11 protein-coding genes are annotated in these 15,495 nt (G+C 72.2%); 8 read left to right on the top strand and 3 right to left on the bottom strand.

Features of this window, described 5'->3' with window-relative positions:
* Positions 1-59: 59 nt before the first annotated feature.
* Positions 60-926 (bottom strand): esterase/lipase family protein, encoded by an 867-nt coding sequence (locus tag AB5J53_RS29615; RefSeq protein ID WP_369248670.1) that lies wholly within the window; start codon positions 924-926, stop codon positions 60-62.
* Between the two features lie 643 nt (positions 927-1,569).
* Here AB5J53_RS29615 and AB5J53_RS29620 point away from each other — a divergent pair.
* Complete coding sequence (locus AB5J53_RS29620) at positions 1,570-1,986, top strand: cobalamin B12-binding domain-containing protein (RefSeq protein ID WP_369248671.1); 417 nt, start codon at positions 1,570-1,572, stop codon at positions 1,984-1,986.
* 173 nt (positions 1,987-2,159) lie between these two features.
* Here AB5J53_RS29620 and AB5J53_RS29625 read toward each other — a convergent pair whose 3' ends face one another.
* Positions 2,160-3,782, bottom strand: a complete 1,623-nt coding sequence (locus AB5J53_RS29625) for a DUF5691 domain-containing protein (RefSeq protein ID WP_369248672.1) — start codon at positions 3,780-3,782, stop codon at positions 2,160-2,162.
* Positions 3,783-3,860: 78 nt separating this feature from the next.
* Positions 3,861-5,216 carry an SWIM zinc finger family protein gene (locus tag AB5J53_RS29630; protein ID WP_369248673.1) on the bottom strand — a complete coding sequence of 452 codons (1,356 nt, stop codon included), beginning with the start codon at positions 5,214-5,216 and terminating at the stop codon, positions 3,861-3,863.
* 133 nt (positions 5,217-5,349) lie between these two features.
* On the opposite strand from AB5J53_RS29630, the gene AB5J53_RS29635 reads away from it, so the two are divergent.
* The 7 genes from AB5J53_RS29635 (at position 5,350) to sucD (ending at position 15,418) form a co-directional block, all read left to right on the top strand.
* Positions 5,350-6,504 (top strand): AAA family ATPase, encoded by a 1,155-nt coding sequence (locus AB5J53_RS29635; RefSeq protein ID WP_369248674.1) that lies wholly within the window; start codon positions 5,350-5,352, stop codon positions 6,502-6,504.
* A complete protein-coding gene (locus AB5J53_RS29640) occupies positions 6,501-8,942 on the top strand; it encodes a DUF5682 family protein (protein ID WP_369248675.1) in 2,442 nt (813 codons plus the stop codon). Before AB5J53_RS29635 ends, AB5J53_RS29640 begins: the two co-directional genes overlap by 4 nt.
* Positions 8,939-10,153: a VWA domain-containing protein gene (locus AB5J53_RS29645; protein ID WP_369248676.1), complete on the top strand. Its 1,215-nt coding sequence runs from the start codon at positions 8,939-8,941 to the stop codon at positions 10,151-10,153. Before AB5J53_RS29640 ends, AB5J53_RS29645 begins: the two co-directional genes overlap by 4 nt.
* A gap of 130 nt (positions 10,154-10,283) precedes the next feature.
* Positions 10,284-11,132, top strand: a complete 849-nt coding sequence (locus AB5J53_RS29650) for a hypothetical protein (protein WP_369248677.1) — start codon at positions 10,284-10,286, stop codon at positions 11,130-11,132.
* A gap of 148 nt (positions 11,133-11,280) precedes the next feature.
* Positions 11,281-12,906: a hypothetical protein gene (locus AB5J53_RS29655; RefSeq protein ID WP_369248678.1), complete on the top strand. Its 1,626-nt coding sequence runs from the start codon at positions 11,281-11,283 to the stop codon at positions 12,904-12,906.
* Positions 12,907-13,332: 426 nt separating this feature from the next.
* Positions 13,333-14,511, top strand: coding sequence for an ADP-forming succinate--CoA ligase subunit beta (gene sucC / locus AB5J53_RS29660; RefSeq protein ID WP_369248679.1), 1,179 nt, complete (start codon positions 13,333-13,335; stop codon positions 14,509-14,511).
* Between the two features lie 22 nt (positions 14,512-14,533).
* A complete protein-coding gene (gene sucD, locus AB5J53_RS29665; protein WP_369248680.1) occupies positions 14,534-15,418 on the top strand; it encodes a succinate--CoA ligase subunit alpha in 885 nt (294 codons plus the stop codon).
* Positions 15,419-15,495: the final 77 nt, after the last annotated feature.

Below are 15,495 nucleotides of genomic sequence, written 5' to 3' on the forward strand. Positions count from 1 at the left end.
GCCTGGCGTTCGATGAATGTTCGAAGTCGTGGGGGTGTCGGGCGGCTGTGCGGGGGCTGTTACGCCACTGTCAGGCCGCCGGTCTGGGTGGCGACGCCGACTCCTGTCTCCTCGATGTCGAGGGCCTGCCGTATCCCTGCCGCCACGGCGGGGTGCACGGGCAGGGCCAGATGGCCGACGCCGCTCACGCGGACGTTCTGCGCGAGCAGGTCCGGGTGGTCGATGCAGGCCGTCTCCAGCGGGTCCATCAGATGGTCGAGATCGCTCCAGAAACTGACGAAGTGCGTACGGCAGCCTGGTGCGGGCGTGCGCAGCTCCTCGATCACCTCGGAGCCGGGGCGCATCTGACGGACGATCGGGTGTGCGTTCATCAACGGGGCCACGCGGGTGCCCGAGTGCGGGGTGCCGAGTGTGACCAGGGTGCGCACGTGGGTGTCGCCGCCGAGGCACTGCACGTAATAGCGCGCGATCAGACCGCCGAGGCTGTGCCCGACGATGTCGACCCGGTCGTGGCCCGTGCGCTCGCAGATCTCCTCTATGTGCCGGCCGAGCAGCTCGGCGGCGGTGCGGATGTCGCACGTGAGCGGGGAGTAGTTGAGCGACTCTACGTGCTGCCTGCCGTGCTGCGCGAGGTTGCGGCGCAGCAGGAGGAAGACCGAGCGGTTGTCGATGAAGCCGTGCAGCAGGACGACCGGGGGCTTGGCCTCGGTGGGCAGCCGGGCGGCATCGGGTGAGGGAAGTGCGGGGGCGGTGCGGCGCTCCGGGGTGATGCCGGAGGGGTAGAGGAGGAGGTGCCCGGCGAGGATCGCGATCTCCAGGGCCGTCGCCTTCAGGAGAGCCACCGAGAGTCCTGCCAGTCTGCTCGGAATCGGAAACAGACGCTGACAGAGGGGGAGAAAGGGCAACGCTGCCCTGGTGACCTTCATGGCCGACCTCCAGTCGGCACGCGGGAGGACCGCTCTGTCCCCCGTGTGCCCTCGTGGACAGCCGCGGTGGCGGTGACGGCGATGACCGACAGCGCGTGTGCGGCGCGTGATGCGCCGATTACGCTACGGGGTGCCCTGCCGAGGGGTGCGACGCAATTCCAGGCCGTGGGCGGTAGGGCCCGGCGGCGGCCCGGAGTCGTCTTCGTCGTCCCGTCGTCCTTGTGCTGGCGTGGCTCCCCGCTGTCGTGGCCTCGCCGATGTGCCCCACCGTCACGGTGTCCCGCTGACGTCGCGGTGGTGAGGCCACCTGATCGCGGCTCTCCTTGCGCAGGCTCCGGCCGTGGCCCGTGTGCCGCAGGTCCATGCGGCGCGTGTGCCGCGGGACGCGGAACGGTGCGCGGCGAACTTGTCCCACTGTGTGATTTCCCCCTCGGTCTCCACCGTGAAACTGCCGGTTGCGGGATGCTGGCGATAACGTTCGTTCACTTCCCCGGCCGGTACGGCTCGGGGCGCCCGTGCCGCACGGCGCATCCGGTGCGGTGAGCAGCGGAATGTGCGATATGTGTCGTAGTCGTAGTCAAACGTCATGTATCGGTATTCGGTAGTCGGTACAGGTTGATGTAGTCGGTTCATGGAGGCAGTGATGGGTGTGGCAGCCGGTCCGATCCGCGTGGTGGTGGCCAAGCCGGGGCTCGACGGCCACGATCGCGGAGCCAAGGTGATCGCGCGGGCTCTGCGCGACGCCGGTATGGAGGTCATCTACACCGGGCTCCATCAGACCCCCGAGCAGATCGTCGACACCGCGATCCAGGAGGACGCCGACGCGATCGGCCTCTCGATCCTCTCCGGTGCCCACAACACGCTCTTCGCGGCCGTCATCGACCTCCTCAAGGAGCGCGATGCGGAGGACATCAAGGTCTTCGGCGGCGGCATCATCCCCGAGGCGGACATCGCGCCCCTCAAGGAGAAGGGCGTCGCCGAGATCTTCACGCCGGGGGCGACGACGCAGTCGATCGTGGACTGGGTACGGGCGAACGTGAGGCAGCCGGCCGGGGCGTAGCGCGGGCCCGGGTTTTTTGCCCCCGCCGCCCCAGCCCCCCCGCGCCCCGTAAGGGGCGCGGGGAACTGCGCGACAAGCCCCCACCGCCCCGCACCAAAAGAACAACCCAGGGGGTCTGGGGGCGCAGCCCCCAGGTACGGGAATGGGTAGGGGCGGCGGGGGCGATAAACCACTCACGGCACGGCCAGCTCCGAAGCCATGGCCGCGCGCAAGCGAAGCGTGGTGACGAGGCGCTGGAACGCCTCGGCCCAGTAGCCGCCGGCCCCCGGCGCCGCGTTCTCCGACTCGTCGGGAACCGAGGTGAGGCCATCGAACCGCACGGACTCCGCGGGGTCGAGACACCGCTCGGCCAGCCCCATCACCCCACTGAAGCTCCATGGATAACTCCCGGCGTCCCGCGCGATATTGAGCGCGTCCACCACCGCCCGCCCCAAGGCCCCGGCCCAGGGCACCGCACACACCCCGAGCAACTGAAACGCCTCGGACAACCCGTGCGTCCCGATGAACCCCGCCACCCACTCGGCCCGCTCACCGGCCCCCAACGTGGCGAGCAGCTTGGACCGCTCGGCCAGTGACACCGCCCCCGGTCCTCCGGCCTCCGGCGCGGAGGGCGCCCCGAGGAGCGCCCTGGACCACCCGGGATCACGCTGCCGCACGGCCGCCCGGCACCACGCGGCATGCAGCTCGGCCCGCCAGTCGTCGGCCACGGGAAGCGCCACGATCTCCTCCGGCGTACGCCCCCCGAACCGCTCCGGCCATGTCGCGAGCGGCGCCGCCTCGACCAACTGGCCGAGCCACCACGATCGTTCGCCCCGTCCGGCCGGAGCCTTCGCCACCACGCCGTCCCGCTCCATGCCCGCGTCGCACTCGTGCGGCGCCTCGACCACGATCGTGGGCGTGGCCTCCGTACGGTCGACGGACACGCAGGAACCGGCCCGGGCCGCCATCCGTGCCGCGAGCGCGGAACCCGGCAGCGCGGACAGCAGTTCCGCCGCCGTCGCCCGTACGTTGCGGCTCCGGTCGGCCAGCGCCCGCTCCAGGAACGGCTCGTCCGCCGGGCACAGCCCCGACCGCAGTGAGTCGAGGAACATCAGCCGGTCCTCGGCCCGCTCCGTCGCCCATGTGGTGGCCAGCAAGTCGCGTGCGGCGGCGGGGTCCTTGGCCCGTATCGCCGAAAGCAGCGCGACCCGCTCGGCGAACAACCCCTCCTGCCACAGCTGTTGTACGCGCTCCGCGTCCTCCGGGCCCGGCAGCGCGGCGCCGCCGCCCGGTGAGGAGCGCAGCGCGAACCGCCACTCCTGATTCAGCCGCGCCAGCCAGAGTGCCCGTGGCCCGGCGAAGGCCAGGGCCGCCGGCCGCAGATCGGTGCGTCCGCGGGCCGCGTCGAGGAGCGCGGGCAGGGTCTCCGGGGGCGCCGCGAATCCGCGCGCGTTCGCCAGGGTGAGCCACTGGGGCAGCAGCTCCATGAGGTCCGGCGCCGCCCCTCTGCGGCCACCGCCCCCCGTGCCGGGCCGGTCCGCCAGCAGCATCACCAGCCTGCGGGCCGCGGCGGGCGGCAGCGCCGGCCGGGGGTCCCGCGCGGCCGGCTCAGGCCGGGCCGCCGCCGGCGCCGGCCGCACTCCGGCCCGCCGCCGCAGTGTCTCCACTGCGGCCGCGTCCAACAACGCCACCGGAGCCTCCCGCCCCGGCACCCATCCCGGAGGCGTACGCCGCTCGGTCCCGAGCAACGCCACGGTGACGAGCTCCTCCCAGGAGCCACCGGCGGGCGCGCCCGCTGAGGCCGAGGTCGTATTCATGAGCGTCCTTTCCGTACGGAGATCGGCAGGCTGGTCGGTGCGGTCAGCGCGGCCATGGGTTCCCTGTGGTCTCAGCCGTCAGCACAGCGGCACCGCCTGCCCCCTGCCCTCCTCCGCCCAGGCCGTCAGCGGAGTGAATCCGCGGTGTCCGCACTCGCCGAAGACCGTGACAGGGGCTCCGCCGGAGAGGGCGACGAGACGCCACAGGTCGGGGCGGGACCGGGCGGAGGGGGTGAGGGGCAGCGCCAAGTCGCTTTCGGCATCCGCCAGTTGCCAGGAGTCGCCGTCCGGGGTGGGGACGACCCGGTCCAGGGTGACCGGGCAGGAGTCCAGCCAGGGGTCGGCCCGCAGCGCCGCTCCATAGCGGGCGGTCGCCTGCGATGTGGTCAGCCCCGGTGGCCGTATCGACGTGGGTGCGGGAGGCGTGAACTGCTCGCCCAGCGCGGACCGCAGCTGCCCGGCGCCCGGATACGCGGACATCTCCGCCTCGAAGGCCATCCCCACGGGCAGCGCCAGCTCCGGTGCACGGCCGGCCGCCCCGTAGGAGAGGAGCAGGACCGTGCGGCCGGACTCCGCGCCGTACAGCCAGATCCTGCGCGTCGTGAGGCGGGCGTCCGCCGTGTCGTACTGGGCGAGGACCAGCCAGCGGTCGCGCACCGGCGGGCCGTCCGCCGAACCGGAGAGCCCGACCCGTGAACGGACCGTCGCGGCAAGGCCGTCCGGCAGCCGCTCGCGTCGCAGCCAGCCCTGGTCGAGGAGGTGGAGCAGCGCGCACTCCTCAAGGAGCCGCGCCGGCCAGCCCGGACCGGACGACGGGATCGACCCCAACTCCCTTACCCGCGCGGCCAGACCGGGTGCCTGAGCGTCGACCATCCGGGCCGCCGTCTCCTCCCACAGTCCGTACCCCGCCTGCTCGGCCGAGGCGAGGCCGCCGCGCAGCAAGTCGGCCAGCCGCTGCTCCAACTCCGACACCCCCGCCGTGATCCGCTCGGCCCGGCGCTCCGCCCTGCGCCGAGCCGCCTCCGGATCGCCCGACGGCGCGGCTCCAGATGCCCCGCCCGCCGTCCTCTTCTCCGCGCGCTCTCTTCTCCCCTGTATCCACCGCTCCGCCCAGTCCGGTGCCTGCCCCCGCGGCACCGTGCCGTCCGCGCCCGCCCAGAGCAGCAGCAGCCCCAGCGCGTGCTTGCAGGGGAACTTTCGGCTCGGACAACTGCACTGGTAAGCGGGCCCGGCGGAGTCCGCGATGTCGATGACCGTCCGATACGGCTTGCTGCCACTTCCCCTGCACAGTCCCCATACCGTCCCCTCGTCCGAACTGCCCGCCTCCGACCACGGCCCGGCCGCGCCGAGTTTGCTCCCCGCCTTGCGTGACGCGGCGTCAGGCGCCAGTGCCAGCACCTGATCCGCCGTCCAGCGCACCGCCTGCTGAGTCATGCCATCGAAGGTAGATCCCGCCACTGACAATCGGCCCTCGCGAGCACATCTGCGCAGGTCAGCGCGCATTGTCAGTGGCGTGGTGCACGGTGGAACCAGATCCGAACCGGCCGAGCTGGAGGGGGACCGAGCCATGTCCGTGTCCGTTGAACCGACGTCCGTGCCTACGCCTGCGGGGGAGGGGACGGGAGCGACCGCCGACGCGTCGGCCGAGGCGCTGCGGCCGCATGCCGAAGACGCCTTCGCCGCCGAACTCGCCGCGCTGGCCGCGCAGGACGACCGGCCCCGCCCGGCCCGCTGGCGGCTGTCGCCGTGGGCCGTGGCGACGTATCTGCTCGGCGGCACCCTGCCGGACGGCACGGTGATCACACCCAAGTACGTGGGCCCGCGCCGCATCGTCGAGGTAGCCGTCACCACGCTCGCCACCGATCGCGCCCTGCTCCTGCTCGGCGTGCCCGGCACCGCGAAGACCTGGGTGTCCGAGCACCTTGCCGCGGCGGTCAGCGGCGACTCGACCCTGCTCGTGCAGGGCACGGCGGGCACCCAGGAGGAGGCGATCCGGTACGGGTGGAACTACGCGCAGCTGCTCGCGCACGGCCCGAGCCGCGACGCGCTCGTGCCGAGCCCTGTCATGCGGGCCATGGCCGAGGGCATGACCGCCCGAGTCGAGGAGCTGACCCGCATCCCGGCCGACGTGCAGGACACGCTGATCACGATCCTGTCGGAAAAGACCCTGCCCATACCGGAGTTGGGGCAGGAGGTGCAGGCCGTCCGCGGCTTCAACCTGATCGCGACGGCCAACGACCGCGACCGCGGGATCAATGAACTGTCCAGTGCGCTGCGCCGCCGCTTCAACACGGTCGTGCTGCCGCTGCCGGAGAGCGCCGACGCCGAGGTCGACATCGTCTCGCGCCGCGTCGACCAGATCGGCCGCTCCCTCGACCTGCCCGCCGTGCCCGACGGCATCGACGAGATCCGCCGCGTCGTCACCGTCTTCCGCGAGCTGCGCGACGGGGTCACGGCCGACGGGCGCACGAAGCTGAAGTCGCCCAGCGGCACCCTGTCCACCGCCGAGGCGATCTCCGTCGTCACGGGCGGCCTCGCCCTGGCCGCCCACTTCGGCGACGGCGTCCTGCGGGCGAGCGATGTCGCCGCCGGCATTCTCGGCGCCGTCGTCCGCGATCCGGCGGCCGACCGCGTCATCTGGCAGGAGTACCTGGAGGCGGTCGTCCGCGAGCGGGACGGCTGGAAGGACTTCTACCGGGCCTGTCGGGAGGTGAGCGCATGACGGTCTTCACCGCAGGGCCGTTGCTGCTGGGGGTGCGGCATCACGGCCCCGGGTCGGCGCGGGCCGTGCGGGCCGCGCTGGAGGCGGCGGCGCCCCGGGTCGTGCTGATCGAGGGACCCCCGGAGGCGGATGGGCTCATCCCGCTCGCCGCCGACAAGGAGATGCGGCCCCCGGTCGCCCTCCTCGCCCACGTCGTGGACGAGCCCGGCCGCTCGGCCTTCTGGCCGCTGGCCGAGTTCTCACCGGAGTGGGTGGCGATCCGGTGGGCCCTGGAGAGCGGAGTCCCGGCCCGCTTCATCGATCTCCCGGCGACCCACACGCTGGCGTGGGGCAAAGAAGAGCTCGATCAGGAGGACGAACCAGGGGATGCGCCGCCCGTCGATCCCAGTCGGCCCGTCGAGGCGGCCGTGCGGATCGACCCCCTCGCCGTACTCGCCCAGACGGCCGGTTACGACGATCCCGAGCGCTGGTGGGAGGACGTGGTCGAGCACCGAAGCGGGGCGGCGAGCGATCCGTTCGCACCGTTCACCGTGCTCGAGGAGGCGATGGGGGCGCTGCGGGAGGCGTACGGGGTCGGGGGACACGACCGTGACCTGGTGCGGGAGGCGTACATGCGGCTCCAGGTGCGGGCGGCGGAGCGGGAGTTCGGGGACGACGTGGCCGTGGTGTGCGGGGCCTGGCACGTGCCCGCGTTGCGGCAGAGGACGGCGGTCGGCACGGACCGGGCGCTGCTCAAGGGGCTGCCCAAGGCGAAGGCCGACATGACGTGGGTGCCGTGGACGTACCGCCGGCTGTCCCGGGTCAGTGGGTACGGCGCGGGCATCGACTCGCCGGGTTGGTACGGGCATCTGTTCAGTGCCCCCGACCGCCCGGTCGAGCGCTGGATGACCAAGGTGGCCCGGCTGCTGCGCGACGAGGACCGGATGATCTCGCCCGCGCACGTCATCGAGGCGGTGCGGCTGGCCGACACGCTCGCCGCGATGCGTGGCCGCCCGCTGCCGGGGCTGACCGAGACCACCGACGCCGTACGGGCCGTGATGTGCGAGGGCTCGGACGTGCCGCTGGCGCTGGTGCGGGACCGGCTCGTGGTCGGCGATGTGCTGGGGGAGGTGCCGGAGTCGGCCCCCGCGGTGCCGTTGCAGCGCGACCTCGCGCGGCTCCAGCGGCGGCTGCGGCTCAAACCGGAGTCACTGGAGCGGGAGTTGGAGCTCGACCTGCGCAAGGAGACCGACGCCGAGCGCAGCAGGCTGCTGCACCGGTTGCGGCTCCTCGGCGTCGAGTGGGGCGAGCCCGCCGTGTCGCGCGGCAGCACGGGCACCTTCCGGGAGACCTGGCGGCTGCGCTGGGAGCCGGAGCTGTCGGTGCGGGTCGCGGAGGCCGGCGTGTGGGGTACGACGGTACTGGCCGCCGCGACGGCCAGGGCCGAGGCGGACGCGGTCGCCGCGCACGCGCTGGCCGATGTCACGGCACTCGCCGAGCGCTGCCTGCTGGCGGAACTGCCGGACGTGCTGCCCGTGGTGATGCGGGTCCTCGCCGACCGGGCCGCCCTCGACGCGGACGTCGGCCACCTCGCCCAGGCCCTGCCCGCCCTGGTCCGCTCCCTGCGCTACGGAGATGTGCGCGGCACGGACACCCACGCCCTCACCGACGTCGCGGCGGGCCTCGCCGAGCGGATCTTCGTCGGCCTTCCACCGGGCTGCGCGGCCCTCGACACCGAGGCCGCCGAAGAAATGCGACGCCATGTGGACGCGGTGCACGGGGCCGTGGCGCTCCTGGGGGAGACGGCCGCGGCGTCAGCCGCCACCACATCACCCGGCGGTGCCGCGCAGGATGCCCGCCCTACGCCGTCCCCCGCCGGCATACGCGGCCGTTGGCACTCCGTGCTCCGGGTGTTGGCCGGGCGGGACGCCGTGGCGGGGGTGATCCGCGGACGGGCCGTACGACTGCTGCTGGACGAAGGGGAGTTGGCACAGGACGAGGCCGCCCGGCTCATGGGGCTCGTTCTGTCGCCGGGGACGGCACCCGGGGATGCGGCCGCGTGGATCGAGGGCTTCGTCGGGGGCGGTTCCGGGGGCGGGATGCTGCTCGTGCACGACGAGCGGCTGCTCGGGCTGGTGGACACCTGGCTGACCGGGGTGCCGGCGGAGGCGTTCACCGATGTGCTGCCGTTGCTGCGGCGGACGTTCTCGGCGTACGAGGCCGGGGTGCGCAGGACGCTGGGCGAGCTGGTCCGGCGTGGGCCGGGAGCGCGGGGGAGCACGGGGGTCGCGACCTGCGGAATACCAGGGTTCGCCCCCGACCTCGACCCCGAGCGCGCGGACGCCGTACTGCCGGTTTTGCGTCTGCTGCTCGGGCCGGACGGATTCGACGCCGGTGACGATCACGTGACTGACGATCATGTCGGCGACGGCAACGACCTTGTGGGGGTGGCCCGATGATCGCACCGGTGAACGCGAGCGAAGTGAGCGGCGCAACCGACGCAAGCGGCGCGCCCCGCGCAACCGACGCAACGAGCGAGCGGCTCCGGCGCTGGCGGCTCGTGCTCGGCGGCGACGACGCGGACGGCACCGGATGTGCGCTCGCCGGGCAGGACGCCGCGATGGACGGGGCGCTCAGCGCTCTCTACGGGAAGGGGAGCAAGGCGCAGTCGGGGCGGGACCGTTCGGCGGGGCTCGGGGCGTCGGCGCCGTCGGTAGCGCGTTGGCTCGGGGACATACGGACGTACTTCCCCTCCTCCGTCGTCCAGGTCATGCAGCGCGATGCCATCGACCGGCTCGGGCTGTCCACCCTCCTGCTGGAGCCCGAGATGCTGGAGGCGGTGGAGGCCGATGTGCACTTGGTGGGCACCCTTCTCTCCCTCAACAAGGCCATGCCGGAGACGACGAAGGAGACGGCGCGGGCCGTCGTGCGCAAGGTTGTCGAGGACCTGGAGAAGCGGCTCGCCACCCGCACCCGGGCCACGCTCACCGGAGCGCTCGACCGCAGCGCCCGGATCAGCAGACCCCGCCACCACGACATCGACTGGAACCGCACGATCGCGGCCAACCTGAAGCACTACCTGCCCGAGTACCGCACGATCGTGCCGGAGCGGCTGATCGGCTACGGCCGAGCCTCACAGTCCGTGAAGAAGGAGGTCATCCTCTGCATCGACCAGTCGGGGTCGATGGCGGCGTCCGTCGTCTACGCGTCCGTGTTCGGTGCCGTGCTCGCCTCGATGCGGTCCATCTCCACCCGGCTCGTCGTCTTCGACACGGCCGTCGTCGACCTCACCGACCAGCTCGACGACGCGGTCGACGTCCTCTTCGGCACCCAGCTCGGTGGCGGTACGGACATCAACAGGGCGCTCGCGTACTGCCAGTCGCAGATCACCCGGCCCGCCGACACGGTGGTCGTGCTCATCAGCGACCTCTACGAAGGAGGCATACGCAACGAGATGCTGAAGCGGGTGGCGGCGATGAAGGCGTCGGGGGTGCAGTTCGTGACGCTGCTCGCGCTGTCCGACGAGGGGGCGCCCGCGTACGACCGTGAGCACGCGGCGGCGCTCGCGGCCCTGGACGCACCGGCGTTCGCGTGTACGCCCGACCTGTTTCCCGACGTGATGGCGGCGGCGATCGAGAATCGTCCGCTGCCGATACCGGACACCAGGTGAGGGGGATGGAAAATCCGGACATGAATACCCATCGGTAACAGGGGACTTGCGCAACCTCGGGAGTCCCGTGCGAGGATCGACGCGGCCTCAGAGCCTTCTCTTGCCTTCGTACGGGAGGACCCTCCCCCTCTTGACCCCCTCAGTCGCACTGCCCGGTGCCGCTGTGCGCGTGATGCGTACGGCGGCCGGACGACGTGCGCTGCAAGTGGTGCTGCTGGTGGGCGGGTTGTTCGCACTCGGGTTCCTCTGCGGGGAGCAGGCGCAGGCGGCCGACGGAGCGCCGTCGACGACTCCGACGGGGGTCGTGCAGTCGGCGAAGAGCGCGGCGGACCGGGTGGTGACGGCGGGTACGTCGGCCCCCGAGGCCGGCACGAACCGCTCGAGCACTGTCACGCAGGTCACCGACACCGTTCGCCATGTCGCTCAGCCGGCCGCCGACACCGTCGTACGGCCGATCGGTGACGTGGTGAAGACGGTCACCGACGGACTGGGCGCAACCCCGCCGGACGTTCTGCCGTCCGTGCCGGGTTTCCCCGACCTGCCGGGGCTGCCCGCGCTCCCCGGTGCGGGTGCGCAGGCTCCGCCGGTCGGTTCGGCCCCGCAGCCGTCGAGCGGGGTGACGGAGCGGCCGAGCGTCAAGGGCGAGCACGACAAGGCGGTGCGTCGGTCGGACGCACCCGCTGACGCCTCGTACGGACCCAGCGGTCCCGCCTTCGACACCGGTGGTGTCGCCGTGCGCCGTGACCAGGGCGGCGTACGAGCGGGACAGGCGCCTGCTCGTCAGGCGCCCCCCGGCGACTCGACCGGCGCGCTGGGCAACCAGTCCGCGGTCGACAACGGCCCGCCGCGGCCCGGCGATCCGCATGCCGTCACTTCGAACCACCGGGCGCCGCTGCGGCTCGCACCCGGCGCTTTTGCGGTCGCGACCGCGGCCGAGACCCGGGACAGGTACCGGGACATTCCCGTTTTCCCCGGCTAGGGCAGCCCTTCCCCGCTGAGCGACCTGCCGCGCGGGGGCGGAACAGGTCTGCCCGCCGTCCGGACACCCCTCCGATCCCCGGACGGATGCCCCCGGAATTCACCGGAATGTCCCGAACTCTCGGAATCCCGAAGGATCTGACGTACGCATGAACAAGAACATCCGCCGTTCCATCGTCATAACCGCCGGCATCACCGGCGCGTGGGCGCTCGGCTCCGCCGTCGCCAGCGCGGACGAGCTGCCCGCGTCGTCCGTGTCCGCTCCCGACGCGAGCCTCGACATCGCTGACACCGTCGGCTCGGTCACCGGCACTGTCGACGGCGTCGTCGGGAACGTGACGAGCGACGTGCAGAGCACCGTCTCCCATGTCACCGAGGGCGTCACCGACGGCGCCGCTGTCGACGGCGCGACCTCGACCGTCACGGGTACCGCCGCCAAGGCGCAGTCCACGGCCGACGCCGCGACCGCCACTGTCGGGAAGACCGCCACCTCCACCGTCGAGAAGACCGCCACCACCACGACGACCAGGACCGCCGACCACGCCCGCCGCTACGTCGACGCGAAGGTCCCCTCCGTCGCCCACCTCTCGCAGGCGAAGACCGCCGTCGCGGACCGGGCGACGGGCAAGGCCAAGGAGACGGTCGCCGACGTCGGCGCTCCGCAGGACGAGATCGACTACCTCTTCGGCCCGCTCTCGGCCTTCGCTCCCGAGCTGGAGCAGGCCCTCGCGGGGGCGCAGACGAAGCTCGCCGCCGTCCAGCGCACCGCCGCCGGGGTGCCGTCCGCCGCGCAGACGAAGGCCCAGCAGACCGTCGCCACCGCGCAGAAGACCGCGGGCGCGACGGTCACCGGCGCGCCCGCCCGCGCCCAGGGCGCCGTCCAGGGCGCCGCCGGCACCGCCACGGGCATCGCGATCCCGGTCGTCGACGAGACCGCGGCCGCCGCGCTGCCGCCCGTCGCCGGCACCGCCGTCCACGGCGTCACCCAGGTCATGGACCACGCCGTCGGCAACGTGACCCCGCTGGCGTACGGCGCCGTGGGCAACGCGACCGCGCTGGCGTACGACGCCGCCGGTCACGCGGCGGCCCTGGCGCACGGTGCCACGGCGGACGCGACGACCCTGGCGTACGGCGCCACGGGCGACGCGAACACCTTGGCGTACGGCGCCGTCGGTGACGTACAGCCGCTGGCCGGAGGCCTCGCCGGCCAGGTCGTGGGCGACACGGCCGCCTCCGTCCTGCCGCCCGTCGCGGCGACCGCCGTGCACGGCGCCGTCCCGGTCGCCGGGCAGGCCGCCGGGGACGCGGGCGCGCTGGCGTACGGCGTGGCCGACGACGTCCAGCCTTTCGCGGGCGGCGTCGCGGGCCACGCGGGGACACTCGCGTACGGCGTCACCGGCCCGGTCGCCCCGTTCGCGCAGGGTGTCGTGACCGACGACCTGCAGCCCTTCGCCGGGGGCGTGGTCGGCGCGGTGCAGCCGGTCGTCGACTTCGTGCAGCCGGTCGTGGCGCGTGTCGAGGGCAGCGCCACCGGGTTGGCGTACGGCGTCGCGGGCGATGTGCGGCCGTTCGCCGACCACACCGTCGGCCAGGTCGACCCGTTCGCGAGCGGTGTCGTCGGCCAGGCCGGCCCGTTCGCACAGGACCTGAACGCAACCGTCGAGGCGACCGGCGGCCCCCTCGCGGGCAACGCCGTCAGTGGCGTCCAGGGCGTGGCCCAGTCGGTCGCGCCGAGCTACGTGCAGGACGCGCAGTACGGCACCTACAGCATCTGACGGTTCCCCCCTTTGCCGTACGGCGACATCCGGCGAAGCCGACGTACGGCATCCGACCGACTCCGCAGGGCGACGGCCCCGTACGGCCGAAAGCCGTCGGTCCGTGCGACCGGAACCCTGCGGTGGGGCCGGGTGGTCCCCATTGGGGTGGGGATCACCCGCCCTGAGCCCCTCACCAGGGGCTGTTCAAGGGGCCTCACCAGGCAAACCCCAGCCTGGTGAGGCCCTGCTCTGTGACAGGTATCACCGCTCAGGTGTGATCTGCGATTTAGAGACCCTCGTCCAGCGGCGATAACCTGCGAGACGGACATGCCGCGCGCTCGGACACCGTGTGCGCCACCCTTGTGACAGCGGACGTCACGTTGCCCTTCGCGGCACGCCCACGCAGACAACGAACCGCGAGATCACTGATAGGGACGGACGCGCGTGGACCTGTTCGAGTACCAGGCGAGGGACCTCTTCGCCAAGCACGGTGTACCGGTGCTGGCCGGTGAAGTCATTGACACGCCTGAGGCAGCCCGCGAGGCGACCGAGCGTCTTGGCGGCAAGTCCGTCGTCAAGGCCCAGGTGAAGGTCGGAGGCCGTGGCAAGGCCGGTGGCGTCAAGCTCGCCGCCACCCCGGACGAGGCCGTCGCCCGCGCGACGGACATCCTCGGCATGGACATCAAGGGCCACACGGTCCACAAGGTGATGATCGCCGAGACCGCTCCGGAGATCGCCGAGGAGTACTACGTCTCGTACCTCCTCGACCGCACCAACCGCACCTTCCTCGCCATGGCGTCCGTCCAGGGCGGCGTGGAGATCGAGGTCGTCGCGGAGGAGAACCCCGAGGCCCTCGCGAAGGTCCCGGTCGACGCCAACGAGGGCGTCTCGATCGAGAAGGCCCGCGAGATCGTCGCGCAGGCGAAGTTCCCGGCCGAGGTCGCCGAGCAGGTCGCCGAGATCCTGGTGACGCTGTGGGACACCTTCATCAAGGAGGACGCCCTCCTCGTCGAGGTCAACCCGCTCGCCAAGGTCGCCGACGGCCGCGTCATCGCGCTCGACGGCAAGGTCTCCCTGGACGAGAACGCCGAGTTCCGCCAGCCGGAGCACGAGGCGCTCGTCGACCACGCGGCGGCCAACCCGCTCGAGGCCGCCGCCAAGGCCAAGAACCTCAACTACGTCAAGCTCGACGGCGAGGTCGGCATCATCGGCAACGGCGCGGGTCTCGTCATGAGCACCCTGGACGTCGTCGCGTACGCCGGTGAGAACCACGGCGGCGTGAAGCCCGCCAACTTCCTCGACATCGGCGGCGGCGCCTCCGCCGCCGTCATGGCGAACGGCCTGGAGATCATCCTCGGCGACCCGGACGTCAAGTCCGTCTTCGTCAACGTCTTCGGTGGCATCACCGCCTGTGACGAGGTCGCCAACGGCATCGTCCAGGCGCTGCAGCTGCTCGCCGACAAGGGCGAGGAAGTCACCAAGCCGCTGGTCGTCCGTCTGGACGGCAACAACGCCGAGCTGGGTCGCAGGATCCTGTCGGACGCCAACCACCCGCTCGTGCAGCGCGTGGACACCATGGACGGCGCGGCCGACAAGGCCGCCGAGCTGGCCGCGGCCAAGTAAGGGACGAGGGAAAACCAAAGCCATGGCTATCTTCCTCAACAAGGACAGCAAGGTCATCGTCCAGGGCATGACCGGTGCCACGGGCATGAAGCACACCAAGCTCATGCTGGCCGACGGCACGAACATCGTCGGTGGCGTCAACCCGCGCAAGGCGGGCACGTCCGTCGACATCGACGGCCACGAGATCCCGGTCTTCGGCACGGTCGCCGAGGCGATCGAGAAGACGGGCGCCAACGTGTCCGTCCTCTTCGTGCCGCCGGCGTTCGCCAAGGCCGCCGTGGTCGAGGCGATCGACGCCGAGATCCCCCTCGCGGTCGTCATCACCGAGGGCATCGCGGTCCACGACTCCGCCGCCTTCTGGGCGTACGCGAAGGCGAAGGGCAACAAGACCCGCATCATCGGCCCGAACTGCCCCGGTCTCATCACCCCGGGCCAGTCGAACGCCGGCATCATCCCGGGCGACATCACGAAGCCGGGCCGTATCGGTCTGGTCTCGAAGTCCGGCACGCTGACGTACCAGATGATGTACGAGCTCCGTGACATCGGCTTCTCGTCCGCCGTCGGCATCGGTGGCGACCCGGTCATCGGTACGACGCACATCGACGCGCTCGCCGCGTTCGAGGCCGACCCCGACACCGACCTGATCGTCATGATCGGTGAGATCGGCGGCGACGCCGAGGAGCGTGCGGCCGACTTCATCAAGGCCAACGTGACCAAGCCGGTCGTCGGTTACGTCGCCGGCTTCACCGCGCCCGAGGGCAAGACCATGGGCCACGCCGGTGCCATCGTCTCCGGCTCCTCCGGCACGGCCGCCGCGAAGAAGGAGGCCCTTGAGGCCGCCGGCGTCAAGGTCGGCAAGACGCCGACCGAGACGGCGAAGCTTGCGCGTGAGCTCCTTGCGGGCTGAGCCTCTGCTGGGCTGAACGTCCGGTGGGCCCGCACCCCTTGCTGGGGTGCGGGCCCACCGGCGTTTCCTGGACCTCT

The sequence above is a fragment of the Streptomyces sp. R41 genome (assembly GCF_041053055.1).
In the GTDB taxonomy this organism is placed as follows: domain Bacteria; phylum Actinomycetota; class Actinomycetes; order Streptomycetales; family Streptomycetaceae; genus Streptomyces.

What these genes read in the sequence shown, in the direction of transcription:
- AB5J53_RS29635 (WP_369248674.1), top strand. Translation starts at nt 5,350, where the DNA reads ATGTCCGTGTCCGTTGAACCGACGTCCGTGCCTACGCCTGCGGGGGAG.
- AB5J53_RS29625 (WP_369248672.1), bottom strand. Translation starts at nt 3,782, where the DNA reads ATGAATACGACCTCGGCCTCAGCGGGCGCGCCCGCCGGTGGCTCCTGG.
- AB5J53_RS29620 (WP_369248671.1), top strand. Translation starts at nt 1,570, where the DNA reads ATGGGTGTGGCAGCCGGTCCGATCCGCGTGGTGGTGGCCAAGCCGGGG.
- AB5J53_RS29615 (WP_369248670.1), bottom strand. Translation starts at nt 926, where the DNA reads ATGAAGGTCACCAGGGCAGCGTTGCCCTTTCTCCCCCTCTGTCAGCGT.
- AB5J53_RS29630 (WP_369248673.1), bottom strand. Translation starts at nt 5,216, where the DNA reads ATGACTCAGCAGGCGGTGCGCTGGACGGCGGATCAGGTGCTGGCACTG.
- AB5J53_RS29640 (WP_369248675.1), top strand. Translation starts at nt 6,501, where the DNA reads ATGACGGTCTTCACCGCAGGGCCGTTGCTGCTGGGGGTGCGGCATCAC.
- AB5J53_RS29645 (WP_369248676.1), top strand. Translation starts at nt 8,939, where the DNA reads ATGATCGCACCGGTGAACGCGAGCGAAGTGAGCGGCGCAACCGACGCA.
- AB5J53_RS29655 (WP_369248678.1), top strand. Translation starts at nt 11,281, where the DNA reads ATGAACAAGAACATCCGCCGTTCCATCGTCATAACCGCCGGCATCACC.
- sucD (WP_369248680.1), top strand. Translation starts at nt 14,534, where the DNA reads ATGGCTATCTTCCTCAACAAGGACAGCAAGGTCATCGTCCAGGGCATG.